Origin of the sequence: Streptomyces sp. NPDC048002 (assembly GCF_040653275.1) — a bacterium.
Classification (GTDB): domain Bacteria; phylum Actinomycetota; class Actinomycetes; order Streptomycetales; family Streptomycetaceae; genus Streptomyces.
Genome location: NZ_JBEZNL010000019.1, coordinates 77,882 through 102,589 on the forward strand (window position 1 = coordinate 77,882; position 24,708 = coordinate 102,589).

The following is a 24,708-nucleotide window of genomic DNA, read 5'->3' on the forward strand; positions in this document are numbered from 1 at the left end:
GCAGGGGGAGGGGTGTGGTCATGTCACAACACGGACACAGGGAGTCCACAGTGAGCGCCTGGGGGTCCTCCGGCCGCGCATGATTCCCCTTCAGCAGTCCGAACCTCTGGGGGGATCATGAAGACCCGTACCGCCGGCATCGCCGTACTGTTCGCACTCGCGGCGCTCACCGCGTGCGGCAGCGACGACAGCGCCGACCCCGCCGCCTGCAAGGCCGCGCTCGCCAAGCAGGTCGGCGAGGCCATGGAGAGCGGCGAGGAGGGCAGCCGTCCCGGCGCGTGCGAGGGGCTCAGCGACAAGGAGATCGAGGACATCGCCCGCGAAGTCGTCGGCGAGGAGGTCGAGGACTCCCTCGGGGACCTCGAAGCCAGCCTCGACGACTCGCTCGAGGACCTGGAGACCGCGGCCCCCTGATCGACGGTGACCGGGCGTCGGTTCGCCCGGTCGGCTGCCGTGCGGCGTGCGGGAACCGATCCAGGTGGACCGGCGTCACTCCACGAGTCCGAAAGAAGATCGAACTCGTCGAAGGACGTGCCCATGCCCCGTACGGCCGCGCGCTACCTCTATCTCACCCGTCACGGCGAGGCGTCGCCGGACGAGAGTGGGCTGAGCGAAGCCGGCCGTCAGCAGGCCGTCCTCCTCGGGCAGCGCCTCGGGCGGGTCCCGCTGACGGCCGTTCACCACGGTCCGCTCGCCCGCGCCGAGGAGACCGCCCGCCTGATCGGCGATCAGCTCGACGGAGTCCCCTTGCGGCGCTCCGCGGCAGCCGGTGACTACCTTCCCCACGTGCCGTCCCGGGACGAGCTGCCGCCGCAGGCCGCGGACGACTGGCTGGAGTTCCTGGGCCGGTTCACGGGCGAGGAACGTGAGCAGGGCCCCGACCTGGCGGCAGCGGCGCTCACCGAGTTCACCGGCCCCGTCGACGGCGACGAGACACACCACGAACTGCTCGTCACCCACAACTTCCTGGTCGGCTGGCTGGTCCGAGCCGCCCTCGACGCGCCGAACTGGCGCTGGCTCGGCATCAACCACGCGAACGCGGCCCTGACGGTCATCCGCTACACCCCTGACCGCCCGCCCGCGCTGCTGCTCTTCAACGACACCGCCCACCTCCCCAACAAGCTGCGCTGGACCGGCTTCCCAGGCGAACTCAACGACTGGCTCGGCTGAGCCCTGCCAGGACCGATTGTCAGTGGCTGCCCCTAGCCTCGGGCGTCATGGGTATCGAGTTCGAGGAGGAGCGGTGAGCGGGTACCAGGGCGAGACCGCGGCGGCCTACGACGGGGTCGTCGAGCTCTACGCGTCGTTGTTCGACGACCGGTTACAGAACCGGCCGTTCGCCCGGACCATGATCCGAACCTTCGCCGAACTGGTGCGTGCCACGGGGAACGCCCGCACGGCCGATGTGGGCTGCGGTCCCGGGCATCTGACGGCCATGCTGAACGACCTGGGTCTGGACGCCTTCGGGATCGACGTCTCGCCGGGCATGCTGGCCCACGCCCGGCGCGCCCGACCGGCGCTGCGGTTCGAAGAGGCGCGGATGGAGCGCCTGCCGGTCGAGGACGGTGCCCTCGGCGGAGTGCTCGCCCACTACTCGATGATCCACACCCCGCCCGCGGAACTGCCGGCGTTGCTCGCGGAGCAGGTGCGTGTACTGGCGCCCGGTGGGCTGCTGCTGGTCTCGTTCTTCGGTACGGAGGGGCCCGAGCCGGTCCGCTTCGACCACAAGGTGACGCCCGCCTACAGCTGGCCGGTCGACCGCCTCGCCGCGATGCTGACCGAGGCCGGACTCGTCACGGTTGCCCGGCTGCTCCACGACCCGAAGTCGGAACGCGGTTTCCTCGACGCGCATGTGCTGGCCGGTCGACCGGAGGCCCAGGAAGGGGGTTCGACGGCCCGGCTCTGAAACGCCACAGTTACGTCTCCCTCAAACCCTGGTGTCCGGAGGGTGAGCACTCCATGATGAGGGCATGACTGCCGCCTGGCATGCCATGGCTCAACTGGCCAGCTGGCCGGACCTCGTGGAGGCTCCTCCCAGCTGCGGTACCGGCCGGGCGTTGCGCTCGACCCGTGCCGAGATCGCGCACTTCCACTCCGACCGCAGTGTCGACCTGCACCTGACCGCGGGTGCGATCCATCGCTTCGAGCGCCAGCTCCGGGACTCGACAGCCATCCATCTGATCCCCGGCTCCCACTGGGTGACCGTGCGCATGGAGTGCGAGGTGGACATCAGCCTGCTCATGACCCTGATGAGCGCGGCGCTCCAGGCGCACGGGAGGTGGCCGACGGGCGCGGCATCGCCCGTGCGCTGCAACGATCGCCGTGAGACGGTGCTCGCGCACCGGGTGTGCCTCTGAGGGCACCGCCGCCGAGAGGGCGCCTGATGTCCTCGGGCCTCTCCCGGCACGCCGGAGGGCGCCCACTGGGACAGGGGCGCCCTCGCGACGGTCCGCCGCCGGTGACCGCTCAGCTCTGCTGGGCGCGGACCCCCTCGGCGATGCGCTTGCCGAGGGTCGCGTCCACGTTCGTCCAATAGGCGAACGCGCGCTCCAGGATCGGTTCGCTCACACCGTCGAGGAGATGGCCGACCACGTTGTCGACGAGCCGGTCCCGGGCCGCGTCGTCCAGGACCTCGCGCACCATCGTGCCCGCCTGCCCCCAGTCGTCGTCCTCGGCGTGCGAGACGTAGGCCGACCGGGTGATCTCCCCGTCGGCCGTCCAGCTCGGCGGGGCGCCGTAACGCTCGGTGTCCGCGGCCGGGCCGCCCTTCGAGTTCGGCGCGTACACCGGGTCGCTCGTCTTCCGGTACGCCATCGCGCCGTCCTTGGAGTACGTGTGGACGTCGACGACGGGCGCGTTCACCGGCAGTTGCTGGTAGTTGACGCCGATCCTTGCCCGGTGGGCGTCGGCGTAGGAGAACAGCCGGGCCAGCAGCATCCGGTCCGGGCTCGGTCCGATGCCGGGGACCAGGTTGTTGGGCTGGAACGCCGCCTGCTCGATCTCGGCGTGGTTGTCGGTGGGGTTGCGGTCCAGCGTCATGCGGCCCACCGGGATCAGCGGGTAGTCGCCGTGCGGCCAGACCTTGGTCAGGTCGAAGGGGTTGAAGCGGTAGGCGGCCGCCTCCTCGTACGGCATGACCTGCACATGCAGTGTCCAGGAGGGGAAGTCCCCGTCGCGGATGTGCTCGAACAGGTCCCGCATGTGGTAGTCCGAGTCGCTGCCGGCCAGGCGGTCGGCCTCGTCCTGGGTGAGGAACTCGATGCCCTGATCGGTCTTGAAGTGGTACTTCACCCAGAACCGCTCACCGGCCGCGTTGATCCACATGTAGGTGTGGGAGGTGTAGCCGTTCATGTGGCGCCAGGTCCGCGGGATGCCGCGGTCTCCCATCAGCCAGGTCACCTGGTGCGCGGACTCCGGGGACAGCGTCCAGAAGTCCCACTGCATGTCGTGGTCGCGCAGATTGCTGTCGGCCCGCCGCTTCTGGGACCGGATGAAGTGCTGGAATTTCATCGGGTCCTTGATGAAGAAGACCGGCGTGTTGTTGCCGACCATGTCGTAGTTGCCCTCGGAGGTGTAGAACTTCACGGCGAAGCCGCGGGGGTCCCGCCAGGTGTCCGGGCTGCCGCGCTCGCCGGCCACCGTGGAGAAGCGGGCGACCAGGTCGGTGCGGGTGCCCGGCTGGAAGAGGGCCGCCTTCGTGTACCGGCTGACGTCGTGGGTGACCTCGAAGTGACCGAACGCGCCGCTGCCCTTGGCGTGCGGCTGCCGTTCGGGGATCCGTTCCCGGTTGAACTGTGCCATCTGCTCGATCAGGTACGCGTCCTGGAGAAGGATCGGTCCTGCCGGGCCCACGGTGAGCGAGTGCTCGTCACTCTCCACCGGGGCGCCGGAGTCGGTCGTCGTCGCGGGTCGGCTCTCGTTCATCGCTCTGTCCCTTTCGTCGTCTCGCCCGACTACCCTCATCCGGCCGGGTGAAAGCCGCTACTCGGGGCGTGACGCTGAGTGACCGACCGAGGGTGGTTACGGAGCGTTATGACTAGGCGCTCAGCAGTACAGCGCCGTGGGCCGGAAGATCCATCTGCACGTGGTGGCCGTCGTGCGGGATGTCCTGCCGCGTCCACAGCTCCCGCAGCCGATCCCCCGGTCCGACACCGAGGGAACCCAGCGGGACCGTGACCCGGCGGGCCTCGGCCGTCAGGGAGAACACGGCCGCGTAGCGGCGGCTGCCGTCGGAGTCGTTCGCGGTCCACAGCACGAGTCCGTTCTCGCGCAGGACCTCGCGGCCGTCCGTGCCGTGCCACAGCACGGACAGGGCCTCCTCGTTGCTGAGCAGTGCGATGGTCTCGGGGGGACTGGTGGGCAGGTCGCCGCCCATCATCAGAGGGGAGCGGGAGATCAGCCACAGGGTGAGCAGGCTGATCTGCTCGGCCGCGGTGAGCCTGCTCAGCCGGTCCGCTCCGCGCTCCGCCCGGATCCCGATGCGCCCCAGCGGGAGCATGTCGGCATCGGCCCAGCCCGCGGGGCTCTGCCACGGCGCCCAGCGAGCCATCCGGGCGAACTGGGCCTCCACGTCCTCCCACCGGTCCCAGAGGTCGTCGCAGATCCGCCACATCGTGGCGTGCTCCCTGAGGTGGTTCAGGTGTGCCAGCGAGACCTCGGTGCCGGGCGACAGGCTGAGTTCGATGGGGCGCCCGCCGCGCTCGACGGCCCGCGCGTAGGCGGTGATCTCCCGGTCGTGAAAGGGCTTCAGCATGTCGTCGGCCTTGATGAAGTCGACGCCCCAGTCGGCGAATTGGGCCACCTGGGAGTCGTAGTACGCCTGCGCGCCCGGGTGATCGTGGTCGAGGCCGTAGTTGTCCGAGTTCCATGGACACACCGAGGTCGTGTCCGCCACCTGGTCCGCGGTGAACTCCGTTCCCCGGATGGGAAGTCGGCCGGCCACCGCCCGACGGGGGACACCCCGCATGATGTGCAGCCCGAACCGCAGACCGAGGGCGTGCACGCGCTCGGCGAGCGGGCGGAAGCCCGCGCCGCCCGCGGACGAGGGGAAGCGGTTGGGCGCAGGCAACTGCCGCCCGAACGCGTCGAGAACGAGCGGGGCGTCGGGGTTGTAGCCGTGGGAACGCGCGGTGGGTTCGTACCACTGGATGTCCACGACGACGGTGTCCCACCCGTACGGCAGCAGGCGCGCGGCCATGAACTCCGCGTTGCCGAGGACCTCCTCCTCCGTGACGGTGGTCCCGTAGCAGTCCCAGCTGTTCCAGCCCATGGGCGGCCGCAGAGCCCGATCCGGGAGGGGCCGGGGGAGTCGATTCTCGGGCATGGTCTTCTGTACCCCCAGGCCTCGGACCGTACACAGCGGAATGCGCGCGACAGGGGTGCGCGGGCTCTGGGACGCTTCGGGGCCGGAGACGGGTGATCCGTGTGGGCGTGTGAGGGGTGAGTGATGGGTTTCAGGTTCGAGGGACCGGTGCTGGAGGGCGCGCTCGTGCGTCTGGAGCCGCTGGAGCATCGGCACGCGGCCGATCTGGCTCGGGCGGGGGAGGAGGACCGGAGTTCGTACCGGTTCACCCGGGTGCCCGGTGCCGACGAGGTCGAGGGGTACATCGACGCCCAGCTCGCCCGGGCCGCCGCGGGGAAGCTCGCGCCCTACGCGCAGGTCGACCTCGCGTCGGGACGGGCCGTCGGCGCCACCTCGTACGGGGATCCCCGGCCGTGGCCGGACGGCGAAGGGCTCTGCGCGGTCGAGGTCGGGTTCACCTGGCTCGCCGCGTCCGCCCAGGGCACGGGCGTCAACACCGAGGCCAAGTACCTGCTGTTCCGGCACGCCTTCGAGGAGTGGAAGGTCGCACGCGTCGACCTGACGACCGACGCGCGCAACCTCTGGTCCAGGACCGCCATCGAACGGGCCGGCGCACGCTTCGAGGGCGTCCTGCGGAACTGGTCCCGCTCCTGGGTGCCGGGCGAGGACGGCGGGCTCCGGGACTCCGCGGTCTTCTCCGTCATCGCGGAGGAGTGGCCGGAGTGCCGGGCGGGACTGGAGCGGCGCCTGCGAGGGAAGCGGCCCGCGGCGGAACCGTCCGGTCGGCGCTGAGGGCGACGGAGCGGGTCAGCGGTGTTCGGGGTTGTCGGCGCCCGGTCGGCAGCCCGCCTCCCACCGCGCCCGCTGGTTGCCGTACGCCGGTACACCGCCCGAGCGCTTCAGCAGCGCGGCGAGGTGCATCAGGTTCCACGCCATGAACGAGGTGTTGCGGTTGGTGAAGTCGTTCTCCGGGCCGCCGGAACCCGGGTCGAGGTACGAGGGCCCCGGACCGGCGGGGCCGATCCAGCCGGCGTCCGCCTGCGGCGGGATCGTGTAGCCGAGGTGCTGGAGGCTGTACAGGACGTTCATCGCGCAGTGCTTCACACCGTCCTCGTTGCCGGTGATCAGACAGCCGCCGACGCGGCCGTAGTAGGCGTACTGGCCTTCCGGGTTGAGGAGGCTGGAGCAGGCGTAGAGCCGCTCGATCACGCGCTTCGTCACGGAGCTGTTGTCGCCGAGCCAGATGGGGCCGGCGACGACCAGGATGTCCGCCGCCATCACCCGCTCGTACAGCGCGGGCCACTCGTCGGTGGCGAAGCCGTGCTCGGTCATGTCCGGGTACACCCCGGGCGCGATGTCGTGGTCGACGGCGCGGATCTCGGACGTGGTGACCCCGCGCGACATCATGATCGCCGCGCTCTTGTCGATCAGCCCCTGGGTGTGGCTGAGCTGCGAGGAGGGCTTGAGGGTGCAGTTGATGTAGAGGGCGGTGAGATCGTCGAAACGGGGTCCGCCGTCGGCGGAAGGTGAGGCTGTCATGGGGGCAGCGTCTCGCGTACGTACCTGTTTGCACCGCTTCGACACCGTTCCGGCGCGCGCCGCAATCCCCGTGGCGGACGGTCGGCGGCCGTCCGCCACGGGGATCGGCCGGACCTACTGGAGGCCGCCGCGCGCGATCACCTCCGCGTACCAGCGGGCGCTGTCCTTGAAGGTGCGGCGCTGGGTCGCGAAGTCGACGTGGACGATGCCGAACCGCTTGCTGTAGCCGTAGGCCCACTCGAAGTTGTCCAGCAGGGACCACAGGAAGTAGCCGCGGACGTCCGCGCCGTCCTCGATCGCGCGGTGCACGGCCGCCAGGTGGGCGTGCAGGTACTCGACCCGCTCGGGGTCCTTCACCTCGCCCGACGGGTCGGCGTAGTCGTCGTACGCGGCACCGTTCTCGGTGATCACCAACGGGGTGCCCGGGAGGTCGTCGCGCAGCCGCAGCAGCAGCTCGTGCAGCCCGTTCGCGTCGACCGGCCAGTCCATCGCGGTCCGCGGTCCCGGTGCGGGCAGGAACCGCACGTACTGCTCGGCGCCCGCCCAGGGCGAGGGGTCCGTGAACGGCTCCACGGACGGCGGGGCGGCCGCGACCACGGTCGGGGAGTAGTAGTTGATGCCGAGCGAGTCGATCGGGGCCGAGGCGGTCGCGAGGTCGCCGTCCTCGACGAACGACCAGTCCGTGACGGCGGCCGTGTCGGTGATCAGGTCCTGCGGAAGCACTCCGTGGAAGACCGGGTCGAGGAAGACGCGGTTGCCGACCGCGTCGATCCGGCGGGCCGCGTCCAGGTCCGCGGGCGCCTGCGAGTTCGGGCGTACGGCGTGCAGGTTCAGGGTGAGGGAGATCTCGGAGCCGCCGCCGAGGCCGGCACGCAGCGCGCCGACCGCGAGGCCGTGCGCCAGGTTGAAGTGGTGCGCGGCCCGCAGGGAGGCGAGGGCGCTGGTGCGGCCGGGCGCGTGCACGCCGTTGCCGTAGCCGAGGAAGGCCGCGCACCAGGGCTCGTTGAGCGTGGTCCAGGTCGCCACCCGGTCGCCGAGGGCGCCGGCCATGATGGCCGCGTACTCGCCGAACCGCTGCGCCGTCTCGCGCTGCGGCCAGCCGCCCGCGTCCTCCAGTTCCTGCGGGAGGTCCCAGTGGTAGAGCGTGGCCACCGGGCGGATGCCGGCCTCCAGCAGTTCGTCGACCAGGCGGCGGTAGAAGTCCAGGCCCTTCTGCACGGCGGGCCCGCGGCCGGTCGGCTGCACGCGCGGCCAGGCGACGGAGAACCGGTAGTCGGTGACGCCGAGCCGCCGCATCAGGGCGATGTCCTCGCTCAGGCGGTGGTAGTGGTCGGCGGCGATGTCCCCGGTGTCGCCGTTGCGGACCTTGCCCGGGGTGCGGCTGAAGGTGTCCCAGATCGACGGGGTCCGGCCGTCCTCACTGGCGGCTCCCTCGATCTGGTACGCCGCCGTGGCCGTGCCCCAGCGGAAGTCCGCCGGGAAACGGTGGGTCGTGGTGTCGGGGCGGGTGTCGAGCGCGGTCATGAGGTGGGAACTCCCAGGAGTGAGACGGTGGTGCGGGAAGGAGGGCGGGGCCGGACGCGCGTCAGCCCTTGACCGCGCCCTGCATGATGCCGCCGACGATCTGACGGCCCAGCAGGCCGAAGACCAGGAGGACCGGCAGGGTGCCGAGCAGGGTGCCCGCCATGATCACGGACTGGTCGTGGACGTAGCCGCCGCCGAGCTGGCGCAGCGCGACCTGGACGGTCGGCTCGGAGGAGGTCAGGGCGACGATGGGCCAGAAGAAGTCGTTCCAGGCGGCCATGAAGGTCAGCAGGCCCAGGACGGCCATGCCCGGCCGGGCGATGGGCACCACGATCGACCAGAAGATCCGGGCCGTGGAGGCGCCGTCGACCCGTGCCGCCTCGATCAGCTCGTCCGGCAGGGACTGCACGAGGTACTGGCGCATGAAGAAGACGCCGAACGCGGAGACGAGGCCCGGCAGGATCACCGCCTGGAGCTGGTTCACCCACTGGAGTTCGGCGATCAGCATGAACAGCGGGATCACTCCGAGCTGCGGCGGGATCATCATGGTGCCGACGGTGATCGCCAGCAGCGCGCCCCGGCCCCGGAAGCGGAGCTTGGCGAAGGCGAAGCCGGCCAGGGTGGAGCAGAGTACGGTGCCGACGGTGATCGACCCGGAGACGATGAGGGAGTTCAGCAGCGCCTTGCCGATGTCCGCCTCCTCCATCACCGCCTCGAAGTTGCGGATCAGGTTGGGGCCCGGCAGCAGGGTCGGCGGCACCTTCGCCAGGTCGGCGTTGGAGCGGCTCGCGGCGACGATCGTCCAGTAGAACGGGAACGCGGAGACCAGCACGGCCACGATCAGGACGGCGTAGGCGAGCGGGCCGCCGTGGTTGGTGCGCCCCGCGCGGGAGCGGCGACGGCCCTTGCCGGGGGCGGGCTGTTCGGCGGGCCGGGGCTGCACCGGCGGTTCGGCGAGCGCGGTCATCGGCCGGCCTCCTTGCGGGAACTGCGGCGCGCGAGCAGGGCGTTGACCCCGACGAGCACCAGGATCAGCAGGAACATCACCCAGGCGATGGCGGCGGCCCGGCCCAGGTGGAAGAAGCCCCAGCCCTGTTCGTACATGTACAGGCCGAGGGTCTGGTACTGGTGGGAGATGCCGCCGGAGATGGAACCCTCGAAGAGCAGTGGCTCACCGAAGAGTTGGGTGGCGCCGATGGTGGAGACGATGACCGTGAAGACGATCGTCGGGCGCAGTCCGGGCAGCGTGACATGGAAGAACTGCCGCCACTTCGAGGCGCCGTCCACCTCGGCCGCCTCGTACAGCTCGCCCGGGATGGACTGCATGCCCGCCAGGTAGATCAGGGCGTTGTAGCCGGTCCAGCGCCAGATGACGATGGTGGAGACGGCGATCTGCGAGGCGACCGTGCCGGTCTGCCAGTCGACCGGGTCGATGCCGACGAGCCCGATGACGTAGTTGATCAGTCCGAAGTCGCGGCCGAAGAGCTGGGCGAAGACCAGGGTGGCCGCGGCCACCGAGGTCGCGTACGGCAGCAGCATCGCCGTGCGCAGGAAAGTACGGCCGCGCAGACGGTAGTTGAGCAGGTGGGCGAGGCCGAGCGCCATCACCAGCTGGGGCACGGTGGAGAGCACGCCGATGGTGAACGTGTTGCGCAGCGAGGTCCAGAAGAACTCGTCGCCGAGCAGCGCGGTGTAGTTGTCGAGGCCGCGCCACTCCATGTCGCCGGGGGTCTGGAGCTCGACCCGGTACAGCGACACGAACGCCGTGTAGATCAGGGGGAAGAGGCCGAAGGCGGCGAAGAGGGTGAAGAACGGGGCGATGTAGGCGTAGGGCGAGACCTTCCGCCACGCGCGCCGGACGGCGGGCGGTCGGGGCGGTGAGATCGGCTTCGCCGGTGCGGTGAGGGTCACGGTGCGGCCCTTCGGATGAGTGAGTGCGGGAGGCCGGGTGGCGGGGGCTGGGAGCCCGGTGGCGTCGGCGCCGGACGGTGCTGGGCGGGTCGGCGCCGGGGGCGTCCGGTGGCGGGGCCGGGGCGGCGGGACGGGCGGCCCGGGGTCGGTCCCGTACGCGGGCGGGTGTGTCCGCGCGCGGGGACCGGCCCCGGTGCGAGGCGTCAGCCGATGGTGTTCTCGACGCCCTTCTTGGCGTTCTCCCACGCCTTGTCGGGGGCGGTGCCCTTGCGCTCGACCTCGCTCAGCGCGTTGGTGATCTGCTGGGCGACGTTCTGGTCGTGGATGCCGAGCACCTGCACGGGGGCCGCCTTGGCGGCGTCACCGAAGATCTTGCCGATCGGGGCGTCCGAGAAGTACGGGTCCTTGGCGTCGGCGACCTGGTCGATCGCGCCGGTGGCCGAGGGGAAGTTGCCCTGCTTCTGGAAGAGCTTGGCCTGCTGCTCGGGGGCGGTGAGCCACTTGATCAGCTCGTATGCCTCCTTCTTGTGCTCGGCCGCCTTCGGCACGGAGAGGTAGGAGCCGCCCCAGTTGCCGGCGCCGCCGGGCAGCTGGGCGATGTCCCAGGTGCCCTCGCCCGCGTCACCGGCCTGGCCCTTGATGTAGCCGAGCATCCAGGCGGGGCAGGGGATGGTCGCGAAGGAGCCGGCCGCGAAGGCCTGGTTCCACTGCGGCGACCACTGGTCGAGCTTGGCGCTCAGTCCGCTGTCCGCCGCCTCGACGGAGGTGTCCCAGGCGGTCTTCAGCGCCGGGTTGGTCTCCCAGATCAGGTCGCCGGAGGCGTTGTAGTAACGCTCCTTCTCCTGCCCGATCATGATCGAGTAGAGGCTGCCGACGCTGTCCAGCCAGGCGCTCTTGGCGGGGGCCTTCTTCTTGTACTGCTTGCCCAGCTCGATGTAGCCGTCCCAGGTGGACCACTTCTGCGCGAGTTCCTCGCGGTCGGTGGGCAGTCCGGCCTTCTTGAACAGGTCGGTGCGGTAGCACATGGCCTCGGGGCCGACGTCCGTGCCGAGACCGAGGACCTCGCCGTTCTTGCCGGTGGCGGCGGACCACTTGGCGTCGGCGAACTCGCTCCTGAGCTCCTCGGCGCCGTACTTCTTCAGGTCCTCGAACTTGTCGGCCTGAAGCTGGGTCACCGAGGCGATCCGGCCGACCTCGATGCCCTGGACGTCGGCGAGGCCGCCGCCGCCGGCGAGCCGGGTCTGGAGGGACTTCCAGTAGTCGGCCTCGTCCTCGGTGTCGGTCTGCTTGATGGTGACGCCGGGGTTGAGCTTCTCGTACTCCGCGTAGAGCCCGGCCTCCTTGTAGCCGAAGGATCCGAAGAGGTCGACGGTGATCGTGACCTTTCCGCCCGCGCTGTCGGAGGAGTCTTCGGACGAACCTCCGCAGGCGGCGAGCAGGGCACCGGTGAGGACGACCGCCCCCAGGCTGGTGGTGGCTCTCTTGGCGGCTCGGGCGATGGGCATGGGAAGCCTCCCTTGGCTTCGGGGTGGAGCGAGAACACCTTGAGAGCGCTCTCAAACTGCGGGTGGAGCGTGCCCGTTCCGAAGGGGTCCCGTCAAGACTCGAAGACATAACGGGTTCAACTCGGGGTTCAACTGCCTTCTGTGTCGCATCTATTGACGTCGAGGTTTCAGGAGTCTTACGTTTCCGGCCATCTGAGAGCGCTCTCGAAACGTTCCGGACACCAACACGTCGAGACACCCCACTTTCCGTCGTGATGACACGAGGTGCCCCTTCATGCCAGCCACCCGCAACAGACCGGCCACCGTGCTGGTCCTGGCCGCCGCACTGGCCGCCGCCGGACTCGGTCCGGCCGCGACACCGGCAGCCGCCGCCACGATCACCGTCGGCGCCGGCAGCTACTCCGACACCCGCCCGGCGGGAACCACCGGCCCCACCACCAACACCGGCACGCCGGTCACCCCCAAGGTGACCTCCGCCGCGCAGGGCAAGCCCGTGCCCACCAACGACTGGTGGTCCTCACTGGCCTTCCAGCGCTACGGCGACAACCCCTACTCCACCCCGATGTACGGCCACCCGCTCACCTACCAGGCGGTCTCCGGCGGCCTGGAGATCGGCTACCCGACCTCGCCCGCGATCGTCGGCGACGGCCGCCAGTACGAGTTCGCCCACAAGGCCGACCTCACCCTCGGCCTCACCGGGCTCAACTCGCCCGACACCAAGGCCGACGCCTGGTCCGACTGGACCGTCACGCCCTACTGGTCCGACGGCACGCGCACCCTGCGCACCACCATCGGCCACGGCATGCCCTTCGTCTACGCCAAGGGATCCGGCGGCGACGCCCGGATCACCACCGCCTCCGCGCCCACCGTCTTCTCCGACCAGGGCAACGTCCTCGGCATCACCGTCGGCGGGCACCACTACGCGCTCTTCGCGCCCACCGGCAGCGACTGGAACGTCTCCGGCTCCGCCGTCACCGCCGGCCTCGGCGGCAAGGACTACTTCTCGGTCGCCGTCCTGCCCTCCACCGACGCGCTCGCGACGTACCGCAAGTACGCCTTCAGCTTCGTCACCGGCTCCACCGTCGACTGGAGCTACAGCGGCGGGACCGTACGCGCCACCTACTCCCTGACCACCGAGGCGAAGGAGGGCACCGAACGCGGCACCCTCCAGGCCCTCTACCGGCACCAGTGGCTCAACACCTCCGACGCGCTGACCCCGTACACCTACGTCTCCCCGCGCGGGACGATGAAGGTGCGCGAGTCCGGCTCGTTCACCACCTCGCAGAAGTCCTCCCCGGTCCTGCCCGCCGTGCCGAAGACGAGCGCCGTCGAGACCGCCAAGCTGCGCGACTACCTCAACGAGGTCGCCAACTCCGCCGACCCGTTCTCCGGTGCCGTCGACACGTACTGGACCGGCAAGGCCCTCGGCAAGCTCGCCCAACTCGTGCCGCTGGCCGACCAGATCGGCGAGACCGCGGTCCGCGACAAGCTCCTCGGCCTGATCAAGGGGCGCCTCCAGGCGTGGTTCACCGCCGGCGGCGCCAACGAGTTCTCCTACGACCAGGCGTGGAAGACGCTCACCGGCTACCCCGCCTCCTACGGCAGCGACAGCGAACTCAACGACCACCACTTCCACTACAGCTACTACGTCTACGCGGCCGCGATCGTCGCCCAGTACGACCAGGCCTGGGCAGCCGACTCCGCCTGGGGCGGCATGGTCAAGACCCTGATCCGCGACGCGGCCAACCCCAGCCGCACCGACAGCGCCTTCCCGTTCCTGCGCGGCTTCGACGTGTACGCCGGCCACAGCTGGGCCTCCGGCCACCAGGGCTTCGCCGCCGGCAACAACCAGGAGTCGTCGTCCGAGTCGACCAACCTCAGCGCGGCCCTCGTCCTGTGGGGTTCGGCCACCGGTGACACCTCGCTGCGCGACCTCGGCAGCTATCTGCTCACCACCGAGGCCGAGTCGATCGCGCAGTACTGGTTCGACGCGGACGAGCAGGTCTTCCCCGCCACCTTCGGCCACGACACGGCCGGCATGGTCTGGGGCAGCGGCGCCGCCTACGCCACCTGGTGGACGGCCAACCCCGAGGAGATCCACGGCATCAACGTCCTCCCCGTGACCGGCGGTTCCCTGCACCTCGGCGGCGAGAAGGCCGCGATCCGAAGGAACCTGGCGGAGCTGGAACGCGAGAACGGCGGCCCCGCCGTCGAATGGCGGGACATCCTCTGGGAGTTCCAGTCGTTCGCCGACCCGTCGGCGGCGAAGGCCAAGTGGGACGCGGGCAACGGCTCGTACACCCCCGAGGCCGGCGAGTCCAAGGCGCACACCTACCACTGGATCACCACCCTCGACACGCTCGGCGCGCCCGACCCCACGGTGTCCGGGGACATCCCCACCTCCGCCGTGTTCAGCAAGGGCACGACCCGCACCTACGCCGCCCACAACTACGGCTCCACCGCCCGCACGGTGACCTTCTCGGACGGCAAGACCCTGTCCGTGCCCGCCCGTTCGACCGCCACCGGCACCGGAACCGGCGGCGACCCGGACCCCGACCCCGATCCCGAACCGTCCACCGGCAACACCTTCCAGCTGCGCACCGGCGGCACCCTCACCACGGCCACCGGAGGCACGGCGGGCAGCGACACCATCGCCTCCGCCGACGGCGCCAACCACGACGGCACCCCGAACCAGCCGCTCGTCTACGAGGTCCGCGGCGTCAACGGCACCCTCACCCCGGGTGCGAGCACCGCGTTCCGGCTCCAGGTCGACGCCGGCACCGCGGTCGGCCTCGGCCAGCAGGTCAGGGTCAGCTACGACCTCACCGGCAACGGCAGCTTCGACCGCACGGAGACGTACCACTACTTCGCCACGGACCCGGTGGCCGGCTGGGAGCAGTACGCCCAGACGCGCGGCCTGAAGGCGTCCACCGGAACCCTCGGCAACCTGGCGAACGGCACGGTCCGTCTCGAGGTGTGGAGCGCCATCGGCAACGGCACCTCGAAGATCCAGACGGGCACGGAGAACTCCGTACTGGTGATCCCGTTCGGCTGACCCGAACGGCTTCACCGTCCCGGCTCCCCACGGGACACGGCGGGCATCGGCGATCGAGCCGGTGCCCGCCGCGCCGTGTGCCGTGCGCCGGCTCAGGCCGAGTCGCGGCGCACCAGCGAGGTGGGCGTGATGACCGAGGCGGGCGCGGGACTCCCGGACTCGTCGAGCAGCTTCATCAGCAGCTTCACCATCAGCCGGCCCATGCCCTCGATGTCCTGGTGGACCGTGGTGAGCGCGGGCTCGGTCTGCTCGACCACCGAGGACATGTCGTCGAACCCGACCACCGCCACGTCGTCCGGGACCCGCACGCCCCGCTCCCGCAGGGTGCGCAGCGCGCCCAGTGCCATCAGGTCGTTGGCCACGAACACCGCGTCGACGTCCGGGCGCCGGTCCAGCAGTTCGGCCATCGCCAGGGCCCCGCTGCGTTCCGTGAAATCACCCTGGCACATCAGGGAGGGATCGGCGTCGAGCAGCACGTCGTGGTAGCCGTCGACCCGGTCCAGGGCCGCCATCAGATCGAGCGGACCGGCGATGTGCGCGATGGTGCGACGGCCCAGGGAGACCAGGTGCTGCACCGCCTGACGGGCGCCGCCGCGGTTGTCGCAGTCGACGTAGGGCACCGCGAGGTTGCGGTCCGAGCGGCCGCCGAACACGGTGGGGATCCGGGACTTGTCGATCAGGGCCGGCAGTTCGTCGTCGTTGTGCACGGAGAAGGCGAGCGCCCCGTCGACATGGCCGCCGCCGAGGTAGCGGGCGATCCGGTCATGGTCACCCCGGCCCTCCACCCAGAGCAGCACCAGCTGCGAGTCGTGCGCGGTGAGCTCCCGGCTGATGCCCCGCACCTGCTGCTCGAAGAAGGGGTCGGAGAATATCCGGAACTCCGGCTCCGCGATGATCACGGCCACCGCGCCGTTGCGCCGGGTGACCAGGGTCCGGGCCGCGTGGTTCGGTACATAGCCGAGTTCCTCGACGGCCCGGCGCACCTTGTCCACCAGCGGGGGACGCACTCCGGCGCCGCCGTTGACCACCCGGGACGCCGTAGCCCGCGAGACGCCGGCGCGCGCCGCGACGGCTTCCAGAGTGGGGCGGGGCCCCGTGATCGGTTCGGGCAAGGCGGGCACTCCCTCTTCCGGTGCGCGTTCCGTCGTCGGCGATGTGGTCGGTCCCAGGATATCGGCAGCCCACCCCGCTGTGAGAGCGCTCCCGCGCCTGGTCGGCGCCGGTGCGGGGAGTGCGCCGTGGGCCGGGTGTGCCGGGCGGCGGGATCGGGCAGATTGTCTGTCCGCGGTGTGTTTCGGGGGGATCCGTTGCTGTTCAACCTTCTTACGCTGACCGTCGCTCTGGTGGCCGTCGTGATCGCCGCGGCCTCCGCGCTGCGGCAGGCTTCCGACACACGGCGCTCGAACCTCCTGCTCTACACGCTGGAGCTGGGGAGCCGTGCGCGTGCGCCCGAGTTCAAGGAGGCCGCCGAGTTCGTGACGACCTCCCTGGACGGGCGCGACCCCGCGCCGGGCATCACGGGTCTGCCGCCGGCCGAGCGGGAGAAGGTGCTGCTCGTCGGGGGCTTCTACCAGGACCTGGGCATGCTCGTCGTGACCGGGGTGCTGGAGGAGCGCATCGCCGTCGCCATCCACTACACCGGGATCAAGACGGTGTGGCGCGTGCTGGAGCCCTTCATCCAGGCGGAGCGCCGACTCCTCGACGAGCGGGGGGCGGGCGGCCTGTGGGGGGCCTTCGAGCACTTGGCGGTCTACGTCGAAGCCACTCCCTACGACGAGATGCGCCGCATGAACGACAAGAGGTTCTCCCGCCGCCGCTTCCCCCACCCACAGGTCTGAAGGGGCGGGGGAGTCCTTCGAGCGGCGTCGGTCAGCCGGCCGGCGGCATGAGGGGGTCCGTGCGGTTGGTCCACTGGTCGAGGAGGCGGCGGGTGTTCGCGGTGGTCGGGTTGTCCGTGCCGAGGGCGCGGGCCATGTCCGTGACGACAGAGGTCAGTTCGTCGGTCGCCGCGGTCTTGTCCGCGGGGGTGGCGTTGGGGCGTTCGTGGCGCATGATCGCCAGGGAGCTGCGGGCGATCAGGGTCGTGTCGTGGTCGGGGCCGCAGGGTCGTGTCGTGGTCGGGGCCGAGGTGCTCGGTGGCTTTGCCGATGAGGTCGGTGATCGCTGCCTCGGCCTGATCGGTGCGGCCGTCCTGCGAGAGCCACTCGGCGCGGGTGTACTGGGCGGCGAGGGTGTGGGGGTGGCCGGCGCCGAGGACGCGGGTGGACTCCTCGACGAGGCTCGCGATTTCGCTGTCACGATCCGCCAGGTCGCCGTGTTTACGGACATCATCGTGTCCCCGGTGATCGGAACGGAAGACCTCAACTTCCCACGCACAGAGGGTTGGTGGCCGTCGGGAAGGGGTTCTCGTCCGACGGCCACCAGGGGGCGCGGCGGTCAGGGCTGGAGCGGCATGCTCCAGCAGTTGGAGGTGGTCGGCTTGCCGGAGAGCCGGTCGGTCAGCCACGAGACGGCGTCGCCCTGGTCGGTGATGAGGGGGACGAGGTGGTTGGTGAGGATCTTGTCGCCCAGGTTCGGCAGGACCATCGCGTCGTAGGTGACGTTGCCGCCCTTCGCGCACCAGTCCTTGGCCAGTTGCCGGGCCTGGGCGTGGGGCACGATGTCGTCCTGGGTGCCGGTGACCACGCGTACGGGACCGGAGGGCTTGAGCGTGCCGATGCGCTGCCTGTCCAGGGCGGCCTGGGCGCGGGGGTCGGCGGCGATGATGTCGGCGACGGACTTGCCGCTCTTCGTCCACTTGGTGCTGTTGGTGAACCCGTAGCCGAAGATCGCGTCGCCCACGCACATGGTCGAAGCGTCCTTCAGCGCCGCCTTGCCGGTGTCGTTGACGTTCGCCTCGATGACGGCGCGCAGATCGGCGTCGGCCTGCGCGAAGCCGTTGATCGACCAGGCGAGGGCCCCGGCGAGGGCGCTGCCGTCGATGCCCTTCATGGTGGAGGTGAGGTCGGCGGGCGGCGCCCCGGCGTAGGTGCCGGCGAGCGGGACGTCCGGGGCGTAGGAGGACTGGAGTTCGGCCGCGGCCGCGCTGGCCCCGCCGCCCTGGCTGTAGCCGTACAGGCCGGTGGGGGAGGACGGGGTGACGGAGGCCCCGGGGACGGCTCGGGCGGCGCGGGCCGCGTCGAGCAGGGCGTGCGCCTGGTCGAGGCGGTTGACGTAGGTGTGCAGGCGGTCGGTGGTGCCGAGCCCCACGTAGTCGGTGAGGACGACGGCCGCGCCGGTCTGAAGGATCCGGTAGACGGCGAGGGCCTCGTAGCCCACGGAGACGGTGTCCCCGGTGAGGGTGAGCGGGTTTTCGAGGGCGAACGAGGGCGCGCACTGGTCGCCCTGCCCCATGGTGCCCGACGCGACGGCCACCAACGGCCGTGGCCCGGACCCCTTCCAGGCGGCGGACGGCTCGATGTAGGCGCCGGTCACCGCGACGGGCAGGCCCGCGGAGTCGGTGGATTTGTACATCAGCCGGGTGGCCGTGCCGGGCATCGGTCGGCCGTCGAGGCCCGGGATGCTCAGGCCGAGCGGCAGCGGCTCGGTGCGGATCAACGCACCGTTCGCCGAAGGCAGTTGGGCGGGCGGTGTGTAGAAGGCGGGGATGGTGACACCGCGGGAGACGACGGGCTGGGTGTCGGCGGCGGTGGCGGAGACCGTCGGCAGACAGGCGCAGACCGTACCCGCGACGGTGACGGCGAGCAGCCGGGCACCGGTCGTGGCGGGGTGGGAACGGGATCGCTTGCGGCTCAAGGGATGTTCCTCCTTCTGGGGTGATGGGGTGATGGGGTGGTGGGGTGGATCAGATGACCGTGCCGACGTCCTCGGTGGTGAGGGCGTCCAGCGCGCGTTCGGCCACCGCGGCGATGGTCATCGAGGGGTTGCAGGCCCCGGTTGTGCCGGGGATCAGCGCACCGTCGAGCACGTAGAGGCCGCGCTGGCCCAGCACGCGCCCCTCCAGGTCGCAGACCGTGCCCATGGACGCGCCGCCCAGGGGGTGCCAGGTGCTGTTGACCAGGGAGTTGGTGTCGGTGAGGACGCCGAGGCCCTGGGAGATCCGGGTGACGCGGTGGTGGATGGCGCGGTGGCAGGCCGCGTCGCCGTTCGAGGGCCAGTGCAGCGACACCGAGTCGGTGGACGAGTCGTAGCGGAAGCGGCCGCGGCCGGGGCTGACTCCGAAGCCGACGAGCATGGTGGTGCGGGTGTCGAGCCCGAGGGGTGGCAGGGACGCCTGGATGACGGTGTTCGCGGTGGCCGGGTCCTGCCACGCCTTGCTGCCGTAGACGACCGGGCCGCCCTGCTCGGCGCCGAAGTCCTCGCGCAGGTTGGTCCAGGCGTAGATGCGGTCGCCGTTGGTGCCCCAGCCCTCACCCAGGCCGTCGGGCAGGTCGGGGACGGCTCCGGTCGCCGCCGCCCGGACCAGGAGTCTGCTGGTGTTGACGCTGCCGGCGGCCATGATCAGCGCCCGGGTGGTGAGGATTTTCTGTTCCTGTACGACCCCGGCGTCGTCGGTGCGGTCGACGTGCACCTCCCAGCGGCCGTCGTCGGCCCGTGCCACGGAGGTGACGTTGTGATGGGTGGCGACGGTGACCCGGCCGGTCGCCTCGGCCTGCCGGAGGTAGGTCACGTCCACCGAGTGCTTGCCGCCGTTGTTGACGCCGAGCGCGCAGTCGCCGTTGGTGTAGGCGGGCTTCATCTCGCCGCGCAGCTCGGCGAGGGCGTAGTCCCAGTCGATCGGCATGGGGATCTTCTCGACGCCGTATCCGGCCTTCCGTACGCGCTCGGCGAAGACCCGTGCGGTGTAGTAGGTGGGGGACTCGACCAGGGTGTCGGGGGCGGGGGCGACCCGGAGCATGCTCGCGACCCTGGGGTAGTGGACGGCGTTCATGCGCCGGTAGTCGAGCCCTTCGGGCAGCCAGGTGGTGAACACGGCCTCCGAGGGCTGGAGGGTCATGCCCTGGTACACGAGCGATCCGCCGCCGACTCCGGCGGCGCACACGCTCAGGATGTTCTCGCCGAGCACGGGTTCGAGGAGCCCCGTGTAGGGCGCGAAGTCGAGTGCGGTGCCCAGGAGTCGGGCGAGCGGCCGGGCCGCCTCGGGGAGGGTGCCGTACCAGAGCATTCGCTTGTCCAGGCCTGACACGCGGGGGAACGTCTCCGCGTTCGGGCCGGTCGGCCAGCGTCGTCCGCGTTCCAGGACGGTCACCGGGACGCCGGCCCGGGCGAGGCGCAGGGCCGCCACACCGCCGCCGAAGCCGGAGCCGATGACGACGACCCGGTGTTCCTCCCGGGTGAGCCGTACGCGGCCCGGTGCGGCCGGTGCGGCCGTGGCGGGTGGTGGCGGCAGAGCGCCGGCGGCGGTGAGCGCGGCGGCGCCGGTGAGCAGTGCGCGCCTGCTGGGAACGGGCATGTGCGACTCCTTGACGAGGGTGTGGGGTGCCGTCGAACGGTGTGCGGGCCCGGGGGCGGCAGGTCCTGCCGGGAGAGGAGGGCTGGTCAGGGATGGCGTGCGCATGCCAAAGAGAGCGAGCGAACGATGGTTACTCGCCAGTCAGCTACCGCAGAGTAGGGTCGCCTGTCACTCAGTGACAAGATGTCTGCGTGCGTCATTTGCGGGCCGGGGGTGCGGGCGGGGGTGCGGGCGGGGGTGCTGTGGCGGCCCGATCGGGAGGAGCGGGGTTCGTGTCAGGTGGCTGCCTGACTATGCTGCGGTGATCGGGTCGTGGGGTGCGGGGGGCGAGGGTGCGCGAGACGCCGTCGAAGGTGTGGGAGCAGGTCACGCGGGACGACGGTGACCGGCCGTCACTCGTCGAGCGGCGACGGGCCGCCCTCCGGGTCGAGATCGCCCGGGAGGCGGTCCGCCTGTTCACCTCGCAGGGGGTCGCGGCCACGACGGGGGAGCAGATCGCCCAGGCCGTGGGGATCTCCGCACGGACCGTGTGGCGCCACTTCCCCAACAAGGAGAGCTGTGTCCTGCCCCTGCTCGCGGTGGGCCTCGACTTCGCCGTCGAGCGGCTGAGTCACTGGCCCGCCGACGCGAGCCTGCTGGACTTCGTCGCCGAGATGTTCCGCGACGGTGACCTGCCGTCCGGCACCCCCGCCATCCTCGATCTCATCCGCATGACCTCGTCCGATCCGGCACTGCGCGCCGTATGGCTCCAGGCCCACGACGAGGCGCTGCCCGTTCTCGGCCGGCTCCTGGCGCGGCGGGTCGGCGCGGACCCGGGAGACCTGCGCATCGCGGTGCACGCCGCCACCCTCAACGGTGCGCTGCGGGCCGCGGCGGAGGAGTTCGCCCGCCGGTACGCCGACGACCCGCGGGCGGCGTCCCGCGAGATGGCCGCCTGCCTCGACGCGGCCCTGCGCGCGGCGTCCGAGGGCCTGCCGTACTGAGCGGGCGTCCCACCGGAGCACCCACCCCTCGGGCGCGGGCAGCACCCACCCCTCGGGCGCGGGCGCGGGTGCGTCGAGGAATGTCGTTTCGTCACGCGCGGCCCACTTGTCACTGGGTGCCGCCGTCCCTATCCTCTGACCTGACCGGCGAGTAACTTACGCTTCCTAAGTCAACTCGCTCTCCCGGCACGGGACTTGCCGGTCACGTCACACCGCATCCGTACAGCCCTCGCGCGCTCACCCCACCCGCTCCGACCGCGCACACAGGGCCGCACACTCGGTCGGCGCCGCGCGTCCCCACCCGCCTTGCGCATGCCGACAGAAGACGCCCGCACGGCTCCGACGTACCCGTTCCCGCGGCCATCACGGCACCCCGTGCCGCGCTCCAGCGCCACCCGGGGCGAACCCGCACACCCACCTGCCCCCCCCCGGGACGGCCCCGTACGAGTCCGCGTCGCCAACACCCCCACACCAGGCACCACTTGGACATGGAGGCGGAGCAGTGAAGTTCATCGACATCGAAGATCTCGAAGTTCTCCCGGGACGGCTCGCCGTCTGGCGGCCGACCGCACCCCTTCTTCCCGACAACTCCGGCTGGGCGCCCGACCCCAGACCGGCCTCGCACCTCCAACAGGCCTACCTCACCGACGTCCTGCGCCACCCGACGGGACCGTCCTGGCTGGCCACCGCCTTCGAGCTGCCGGGACCGCTCGACACGAGCGCCCTGCGGCGAGCGCTGCTGAACTGGATCGACCGCCACGAGACCCTGCGCAGCAGACTCACCCCGCACGGGACCGGCGACCCTCCCCGATTACGCCGCACCACCCTGCGGCCGGGCGCGGCCGACGTGCGGCGCACCGTCCACGGCGACTTCGTCGACGCGCCGGGGCTGACGGCCCGGGTCGAACGGATCCTCGACTCCGGAACCGACCCGCTGAGCTGGCCCTCCTTCGTCTTCCTGACCGTCGAACGCCCCTTGTCCACCACGCTGCTGCTCGGGTTCGACCACCACGACGTCGACGGCTACTCGATCTTCCGGATCGCCGGGGAGATCCAGGAGTTGTACGGAGCGGCACGTCGAGGTCACGAGCCGGCGCTCGAACCGGTGGGCGCCTACCCGGACTTCGCCGAGACCGAGCGAGCCGAGGCGGCGGCGCTCGGCGAAGGGCACCCCACCGTCGCCCTGTGGCGCGATTCCCTGGCCGGGACCGGCGGCGAACTGCCGGGCTTCATCATGCCGTTGCTCGCCCCCGAGGCTGCCCGGGCGGTCCGGCAGACGGGCGCCTGCGAGTGGCTGCTCGACGCAGAGGAGGCCCACGCCTTCGACCTGGCCTGCCGTGCCAGGGACGGCACCTTCTTCTCCGGCGTCCTCGCGTGCCTCGCGCTCGCCGCCCGTGAGCGGGCGGGCCTGCGCACCTTCCGTGCGGCGGTGCCCTTCCACACCCGCCGGGAGAGCCGGCATCGGGAAGCGATGGGCTGGTACGTGGGCATCGCGCCGGTGGGCGTCCCCGTGCCGGACCCCGACGACTTCGGCCGGGTCCTGAAGGAAGCGACGCAGTCGATCGGCCGGGCCCGCCCCCTGGCCGACGTGCCCCTGCCCAGAGTGGCCGAACTGCTCGGCCGCGACCTGCGGGTCCGTTTCATGGTCTCGTACATGGACCTCCGCCACATCCCCGGCTCCACCCGATGGCTCCGGTGGCGGGCCACCGCGCTCCGCAGCCGCCGCGTCGGCACACGGGAGGTCTGTCTGTGGGTGATGCGCAACCACGAGGGCTGTTACGTCAGTTACCGATTCCCCACCAGTCGCACGGATCGGAACGCCGTTCTCCGCTACCTGGCCGAGTTCCGCCACCGCATGCGCCGGGTGGCCGAGCCCCCGACCGGTCCGACGATCCCGTGCGACGCCACCGAAGGAAGGGAACCAGCGCCATGCGGATGACCCCGCTCACCGAACACCATCCGCACCCCGGCGAACTGGTCGAGTTCCGGATACCCGACCGCCTCGTGGCGAAGGCCCGGCACGCTCCCGTCGACTCCACCCCGCCGTCCCTGGTCCAGGAGAACCACCTGCGCCGCCGGCTCGCCAACGCCCGTGCCGGGCAGGCGCAGTCACCCTGGCTGGGCATCTGCTTCGACCTGCCCGGCCGCATCGACCCGTCCGCCATGGCCCGGGCGCTACGGCGTTGGATCCTGCGCCACGACACCCTCCTGACCTACTTCTCCACCGGACGGGACGGTACGACGCGACCCGCCGCCGACAGCCCCGCTGACCCGGTCGGTGAGGAAGCCCAACTGGTCCGCCACCGCGTCGCGCCCGACGACGTACACGTGGAGGTCGTCCCTCGTGGGACATGGGACTCAGGCTCGGAGCTGCGGGACTTCCTGGCTGAGCGGTTCCGCACGGACACCGACCCGACGGCGTGGCCGCCGTTCACCGCCGCCGCCGTACTCCGCGAGGACTCCTCGACGCTCTACTACGCCGTCGACCACACGCACACCGACGGTTACTCCATCACCCTCGTCTTCGACGAACTCCGCGCGCTCTACGAGTCGGAACTCGGCCGCGCTCCCGCCGTGCTCGCGGACCCGGGCAGCTACGCGGAGGCGGTCCTCGACGACCGGCGGAGGGCCGCCGCCCTGCGCCTCGACGGACCCGAGGTCAGGCGATGGGCCGAGTTCTTCCTCTCCGGCCCGCTGCCGTCCTTCCCCCTCGAACTGGGCGTTCCCGACGGTGAGAACCGCCCGAGCACGGCCCTGGAACTCGATCTGCTCACTCCGGACCGGAGCGACGCCTTCGGCAAGGTATGCCGATCGCACGGCGCCGGATTCTCGGCGGGACTGCTGGCCGCCCTCGGTATCGTCCACCACGAACTGGGCGGCCGGGACGCCTATCGGGGCCTGAGCGTGGTCCACACCCGCAACGAACCGGGCCGGCAGTCGGCACAGGGATGGTTCATCAACCTCGTCCCCCTCGCCTTCCCGCTCGCCGACGCCCACGGAACGGCCCTGCCCCTTCCCCAACTGCTCGCGGGCGCCGGGAAGTCCTACGCCGAGGCGGGCGACCTCACCCTGGTCTCCCCGCTGCGCGTCGCCGAACTCACCGGCTTCTCCCTGCACTCCGACGCCGCCCAGGTGCTGCCGGTCGTCTCCTACATCGACGCCCGCCGCATCCCGGGCTCCCGAGAGTGGCGGGACGCGCACTGCGAGGCCCTGGTCGGCCCGAGCCCGGCCAGCGAGGTACTCCTGTGGATCAACAGAGTCTGGGACCGCACCTACCTGCTCGCCAGCTACCCCGACACCCCACGGGCGCGCACCGAGGTACCGCGCTTCTTCCACCGCTTCCAGCAGGTCGTACGGGGGATCGCCGATTCGGCGTGACCCTCGGCCTGTTTCGCTGCCCGATATGGGGTACTCGGCGTCTGAGAACGCCCCCCACG

21 protein-coding genes are annotated in these 24,708 nt (G+C 71.0%); 10 read left to right on the forward strand and 11 right to left on the reverse strand.

The window, feature by feature from the left end; translation table 11 throughout:
• The first annotated feature begins 117 nt into the window (after nt 1–117).
• The 4 genes from AB0E07_RS23165 to AB0E07_RS23180 all read left to right on the forward strand — a co-directional run bounded on the left by AB0E07_RS23165 (nt 118) and on the right by AB0E07_RS23180 (nt 2,357).
• The gene (locus tag AB0E07_RS23165; RefSeq protein WP_362255196.1) at nt 118–414 is read left to right on the forward strand and encodes a hypothetical protein; all 297 of its coding nucleotides are present in this window, start codon (nt 118–120) and stop codon (nt 412–414) included.
• Between the two features lie 123 nt (nt 415–537).
• Entirely contained in the window at nt 538–1,170 is a 633-nt protein-coding gene (locus tag AB0E07_RS23170) for a histidine phosphatase family protein (RefSeq protein ID WP_362255198.1), read from the forward strand.
• 73 nt (nt 1,171–1,243) lie between these two features.
• Nucleotides 1,244–1,906, forward strand: a complete 663-nt coding sequence (locus AB0E07_RS23175) for a class I SAM-dependent methyltransferase (protein WP_362255201.1) — start codon at nt 1,244–1,246, stop codon at nt 1,904–1,906.
• A gap of 64 nt (nt 1,907–1,970) precedes the next feature.
• Nucleotides 1,971–2,357, forward strand: coding sequence for a luciferase family protein (locus AB0E07_RS23180; protein ID WP_362255204.1), 387 nt, complete (start codon nt 1,971–1,973; stop codon nt 2,355–2,357).
• Nucleotides 2,358–2,466: 109 nt separating this feature from the next.
• Here the strand turns inward: AB0E07_RS23180 and AB0E07_RS23185 are convergent, their stop codons facing one another.
• Nucleotides 2,467–3,924, reverse strand: coding sequence for a catalase (locus tag AB0E07_RS23185; protein WP_362255207.1), 1,458 nt, complete (start codon nt 3,922–3,924; stop codon nt 2,467–2,469).
• Nucleotides 3,925–4,036: 112 nt separating this feature from the next.
• On the reverse strand, nt 4,037–5,323 hold the full coding sequence (locus AB0E07_RS23190; RefSeq protein ID WP_362255210.1) for a glycoside hydrolase family 27 protein: 1,287 nt from the start codon (nt 5,321–5,323) through the stop codon (nt 4,037–4,039).
• Between the two features lie 123 nt (nt 5,324–5,446).
• Between AB0E07_RS23190 and AB0E07_RS23195 the strand changes: the two genes are divergently transcribed.
• Nucleotides 5,447–6,094 (forward strand): GNAT family protein, encoded by a 648-nt coding sequence (locus AB0E07_RS23195; protein WP_362255213.1) that lies wholly within the window; start codon nt 5,447–5,449, stop codon nt 6,092–6,094.
• A gap of 15 nt (nt 6,095–6,109) precedes the next feature.
• On the opposite strand, the gene AB0E07_RS23200 is transcribed toward AB0E07_RS23195, so the two are convergent.
• From AB0E07_RS23200 to AB0E07_RS23220, 5 genes are all read right to left on the reverse strand, one after another.
• Nucleotides 6,110–6,841, reverse strand: a complete 732-nt coding sequence (locus AB0E07_RS23200; protein ID WP_362255216.1) for a flavodoxin family protein — start codon at nt 6,839–6,841, stop codon at nt 6,110–6,112.
• Nucleotides 6,842–6,955: 114 nt separating this feature from the next.
• A complete protein-coding gene (locus tag AB0E07_RS23205; protein WP_362255219.1) occupies nt 6,956–8,365 on the reverse strand; it encodes a GH1 family beta-glucosidase in 1,410 nt (469 codons plus the stop codon).
• Between the two features lie 61 nt (nt 8,366–8,426).
• Nucleotides 8,427–9,332 (reverse strand): carbohydrate ABC transporter permease, encoded by a 906-nt coding sequence (locus AB0E07_RS23210; protein ID WP_362255222.1) that lies wholly within the window; start codon nt 9,330–9,332, stop codon nt 8,427–8,429.
• The gene (locus AB0E07_RS23215) at nt 9,329–10,276 is read right to left on the reverse strand and encodes a sugar ABC transporter permease (protein WP_362255225.1); all 948 of its coding nucleotides are present in this window, start codon (nt 10,274–10,276) and stop codon (nt 9,329–9,331) included. Before AB0E07_RS23215 ends, AB0E07_RS23210 begins: the two co-directional genes overlap by 4 nt.
• A 203-nt stretch (nt 10,277–10,479) precedes the next feature.
• Complete coding sequence (locus tag AB0E07_RS23220; protein ID WP_362255228.1) at nt 10,480–11,781, reverse strand: extracellular solute-binding protein; 1,302 nt, start codon at nt 11,779–11,781, stop codon at nt 10,480–10,482.
• 274 nt (nt 11,782–12,055) lie between these two features.
• On the opposite strand from AB0E07_RS23220, the gene AB0E07_RS23225 reads away from it, so the two are divergent.
• Nucleotides 12,056–14,836, forward strand: coding sequence for a glycosyl hydrolase (locus AB0E07_RS23225; RefSeq protein WP_362255231.1), 2,781 nt, complete (start codon nt 12,056–12,058; stop codon nt 14,834–14,836).
• 92 nt (nt 14,837–14,928) lie between these two features.
• Here the strand turns inward: AB0E07_RS23225 and AB0E07_RS23230 are convergent, their stop codons facing one another.
• Nucleotides 14,929–15,948 carry a LacI family DNA-binding transcriptional regulator gene (locus AB0E07_RS23230; RefSeq protein ID WP_362255233.1) on the reverse strand — a complete coding sequence of 340 codons (1,020 nt, stop codon included), beginning with the start codon at nt 15,946–15,948 and terminating at the stop codon, nt 14,929–14,931.
• A 231-nt stretch (nt 15,949–16,179) separates the two neighbouring features.
• Here AB0E07_RS23230 and AB0E07_RS23235 point away from each other — a divergent pair, with 231 nt between their 5' ends.
• Nucleotides 16,180–16,674: a hypothetical protein gene (locus AB0E07_RS23235; RefSeq protein ID WP_362255236.1), complete on the forward strand. Its 495-nt coding sequence runs from the start codon at nt 16,180–16,182 to the stop codon at nt 16,672–16,674.
• 31 nt (nt 16,675–16,705) lie between these two features.
• On the opposite strand, the gene AB0E07_RS23240 is transcribed toward AB0E07_RS23235, so the two are convergent.
• The 3 genes from AB0E07_RS23240 to AB0E07_RS23250 form a co-directional block, all read right to left on the reverse strand.
• Entirely contained in the window at nt 16,706–16,888 is a 183-nt protein-coding gene (locus AB0E07_RS23240; protein WP_362255239.1) for a hypothetical protein, read from the reverse strand.
• 384 nt (nt 16,889–17,272) lie between these two features.
• Complete coding sequence (locus AB0E07_RS23245; protein ID WP_362255242.1) at nt 17,273–18,631, reverse strand: lipase family protein; 1,359 nt, start codon at nt 18,629–18,631, stop codon at nt 17,273–17,275.
• Nucleotides 18,632–18,680: 49 nt separating this feature from the next.
• A complete protein-coding gene (locus AB0E07_RS23250; RefSeq protein ID WP_362255245.1) occupies nt 18,681–20,288 on the reverse strand; it encodes a GMC oxidoreductase in 1,608 nt (535 codons plus the stop codon).
• 332 nt (nt 20,289–20,620) lie between these two features.
• Here AB0E07_RS23250 and AB0E07_RS23255 point away from each other — a divergent pair, with 332 nt between their 5' ends.
• From AB0E07_RS23255 to AB0E07_RS23265, 3 genes are all read left to right on the forward strand, one after another.
• Nucleotides 20,621–21,271: a TetR/AcrR family transcriptional regulator gene (locus tag AB0E07_RS23255; RefSeq protein ID WP_362255248.1), complete on the forward strand. Its 651-nt coding sequence runs from the start codon at nt 20,621–20,623 to the stop codon at nt 21,269–21,271.
• Nucleotides 21,272–21,773: 502 nt separating this feature from the next.
• Nucleotides 21,774–23,210, forward strand: coding sequence for a condensation domain-containing protein (locus AB0E07_RS23260; RefSeq protein WP_362255251.1), 1,437 nt, complete (start codon nt 21,774–21,776; stop codon nt 23,208–23,210).
• A complete protein-coding gene (locus AB0E07_RS23265; RefSeq protein ID WP_362255254.1) occupies nt 23,201–24,649 on the forward strand; it encodes a condensation domain-containing protein in 1,449 nt (482 codons plus the stop codon). The genes AB0E07_RS23260 and AB0E07_RS23265 overlap by 10 nt, the downstream gene beginning before the upstream one ends.
• Nucleotides 24,650–24,708 lie beyond the last annotated feature (59 nt).

Excerpts from the sequence above, each read along its gene's own strand:
- AB0E07_RS23165 (WP_362255196.1), top strand. The coding sequence starts at position 118 with ATGAAGACCCGTACCGCCGGCATCGCCGTACTGTTCGCACTCGCGGCG.
- AB0E07_RS23170 (WP_362255198.1), top strand. The coding sequence starts at position 538 with ATGCCCCGTACGGCCGCGCGCTACCTCTATCTCACCCGTCACGGCGAG.
- AB0E07_RS23180 (WP_362255204.1), top strand. The coding sequence starts at position 1,971 with ATGACTGCCGCCTGGCATGCCATGGCTCAACTGGCCAGCTGGCCGGAC.
- AB0E07_RS23185 (WP_362255207.1), bottom strand. The coding sequence starts at position 3,924 with ATGAACGAGAGCCGACCCGCGACGACGACCGACTCCGGCGCCCCGGTG.
- AB0E07_RS23190 (WP_362255210.1), bottom strand. The coding sequence starts at position 5,323 with ATGCCCGAGAATCGACTCCCCCGGCCCCTCCCGGATCGGGCTCTGCGG.
- AB0E07_RS23195 (WP_362255213.1), top strand. The coding sequence starts at position 5,447 with ATGGGTTTCAGGTTCGAGGGACCGGTGCTGGAGGGCGCGCTCGTGCGT.
- AB0E07_RS23200 (WP_362255216.1), bottom strand. The coding sequence starts at position 6,841 with ATGACAGCCTCACCTTCCGCCGACGGCGGACCCCGTTTCGACGATCTC.
- AB0E07_RS23205 (WP_362255219.1), bottom strand. The coding sequence starts at position 8,365 with ATGACCGCGCTCGACACCCGCCCCGACACCACGACCCACCGTTTCCCG.
- AB0E07_RS23210 (WP_362255222.1), bottom strand. The coding sequence starts at position 9,332 with ATGACCGCGCTCGCCGAACCGCCGGTGCAGCCCCGGCCCGCCGAACAG.
- AB0E07_RS23220 (WP_362255228.1), bottom strand. The coding sequence starts at position 11,781 with ATGCCCATCGCCCGAGCCGCCAAGAGAGCCACCACCAGCCTGGGGGCG.
- AB0E07_RS23225 (WP_362255231.1), top strand. The coding sequence starts at position 12,056 with ATGCCAGCCACCCGCAACAGACCGGCCACCGTGCTGGTCCTGGCCGCC.
- AB0E07_RS23240 (WP_362255239.1), bottom strand. The coding sequence starts at position 16,888 with ATGCGCCACGAACGCCCCAACGCCACCCCCGCGGACAAGACCGCGGCG.
- AB0E07_RS23250 (WP_362255245.1), bottom strand. The coding sequence starts at position 20,288 with ATGCCCGTTCCCAGCAGGCGCGCACTGCTCACCGGCGCCGCCGCGCTC.
- AB0E07_RS23265 (WP_362255254.1), top strand. The coding sequence starts at position 23,201 with ATGCGGATGACCCCGCTCACCGAACACCATCCGCACCCCGGCGAACTG.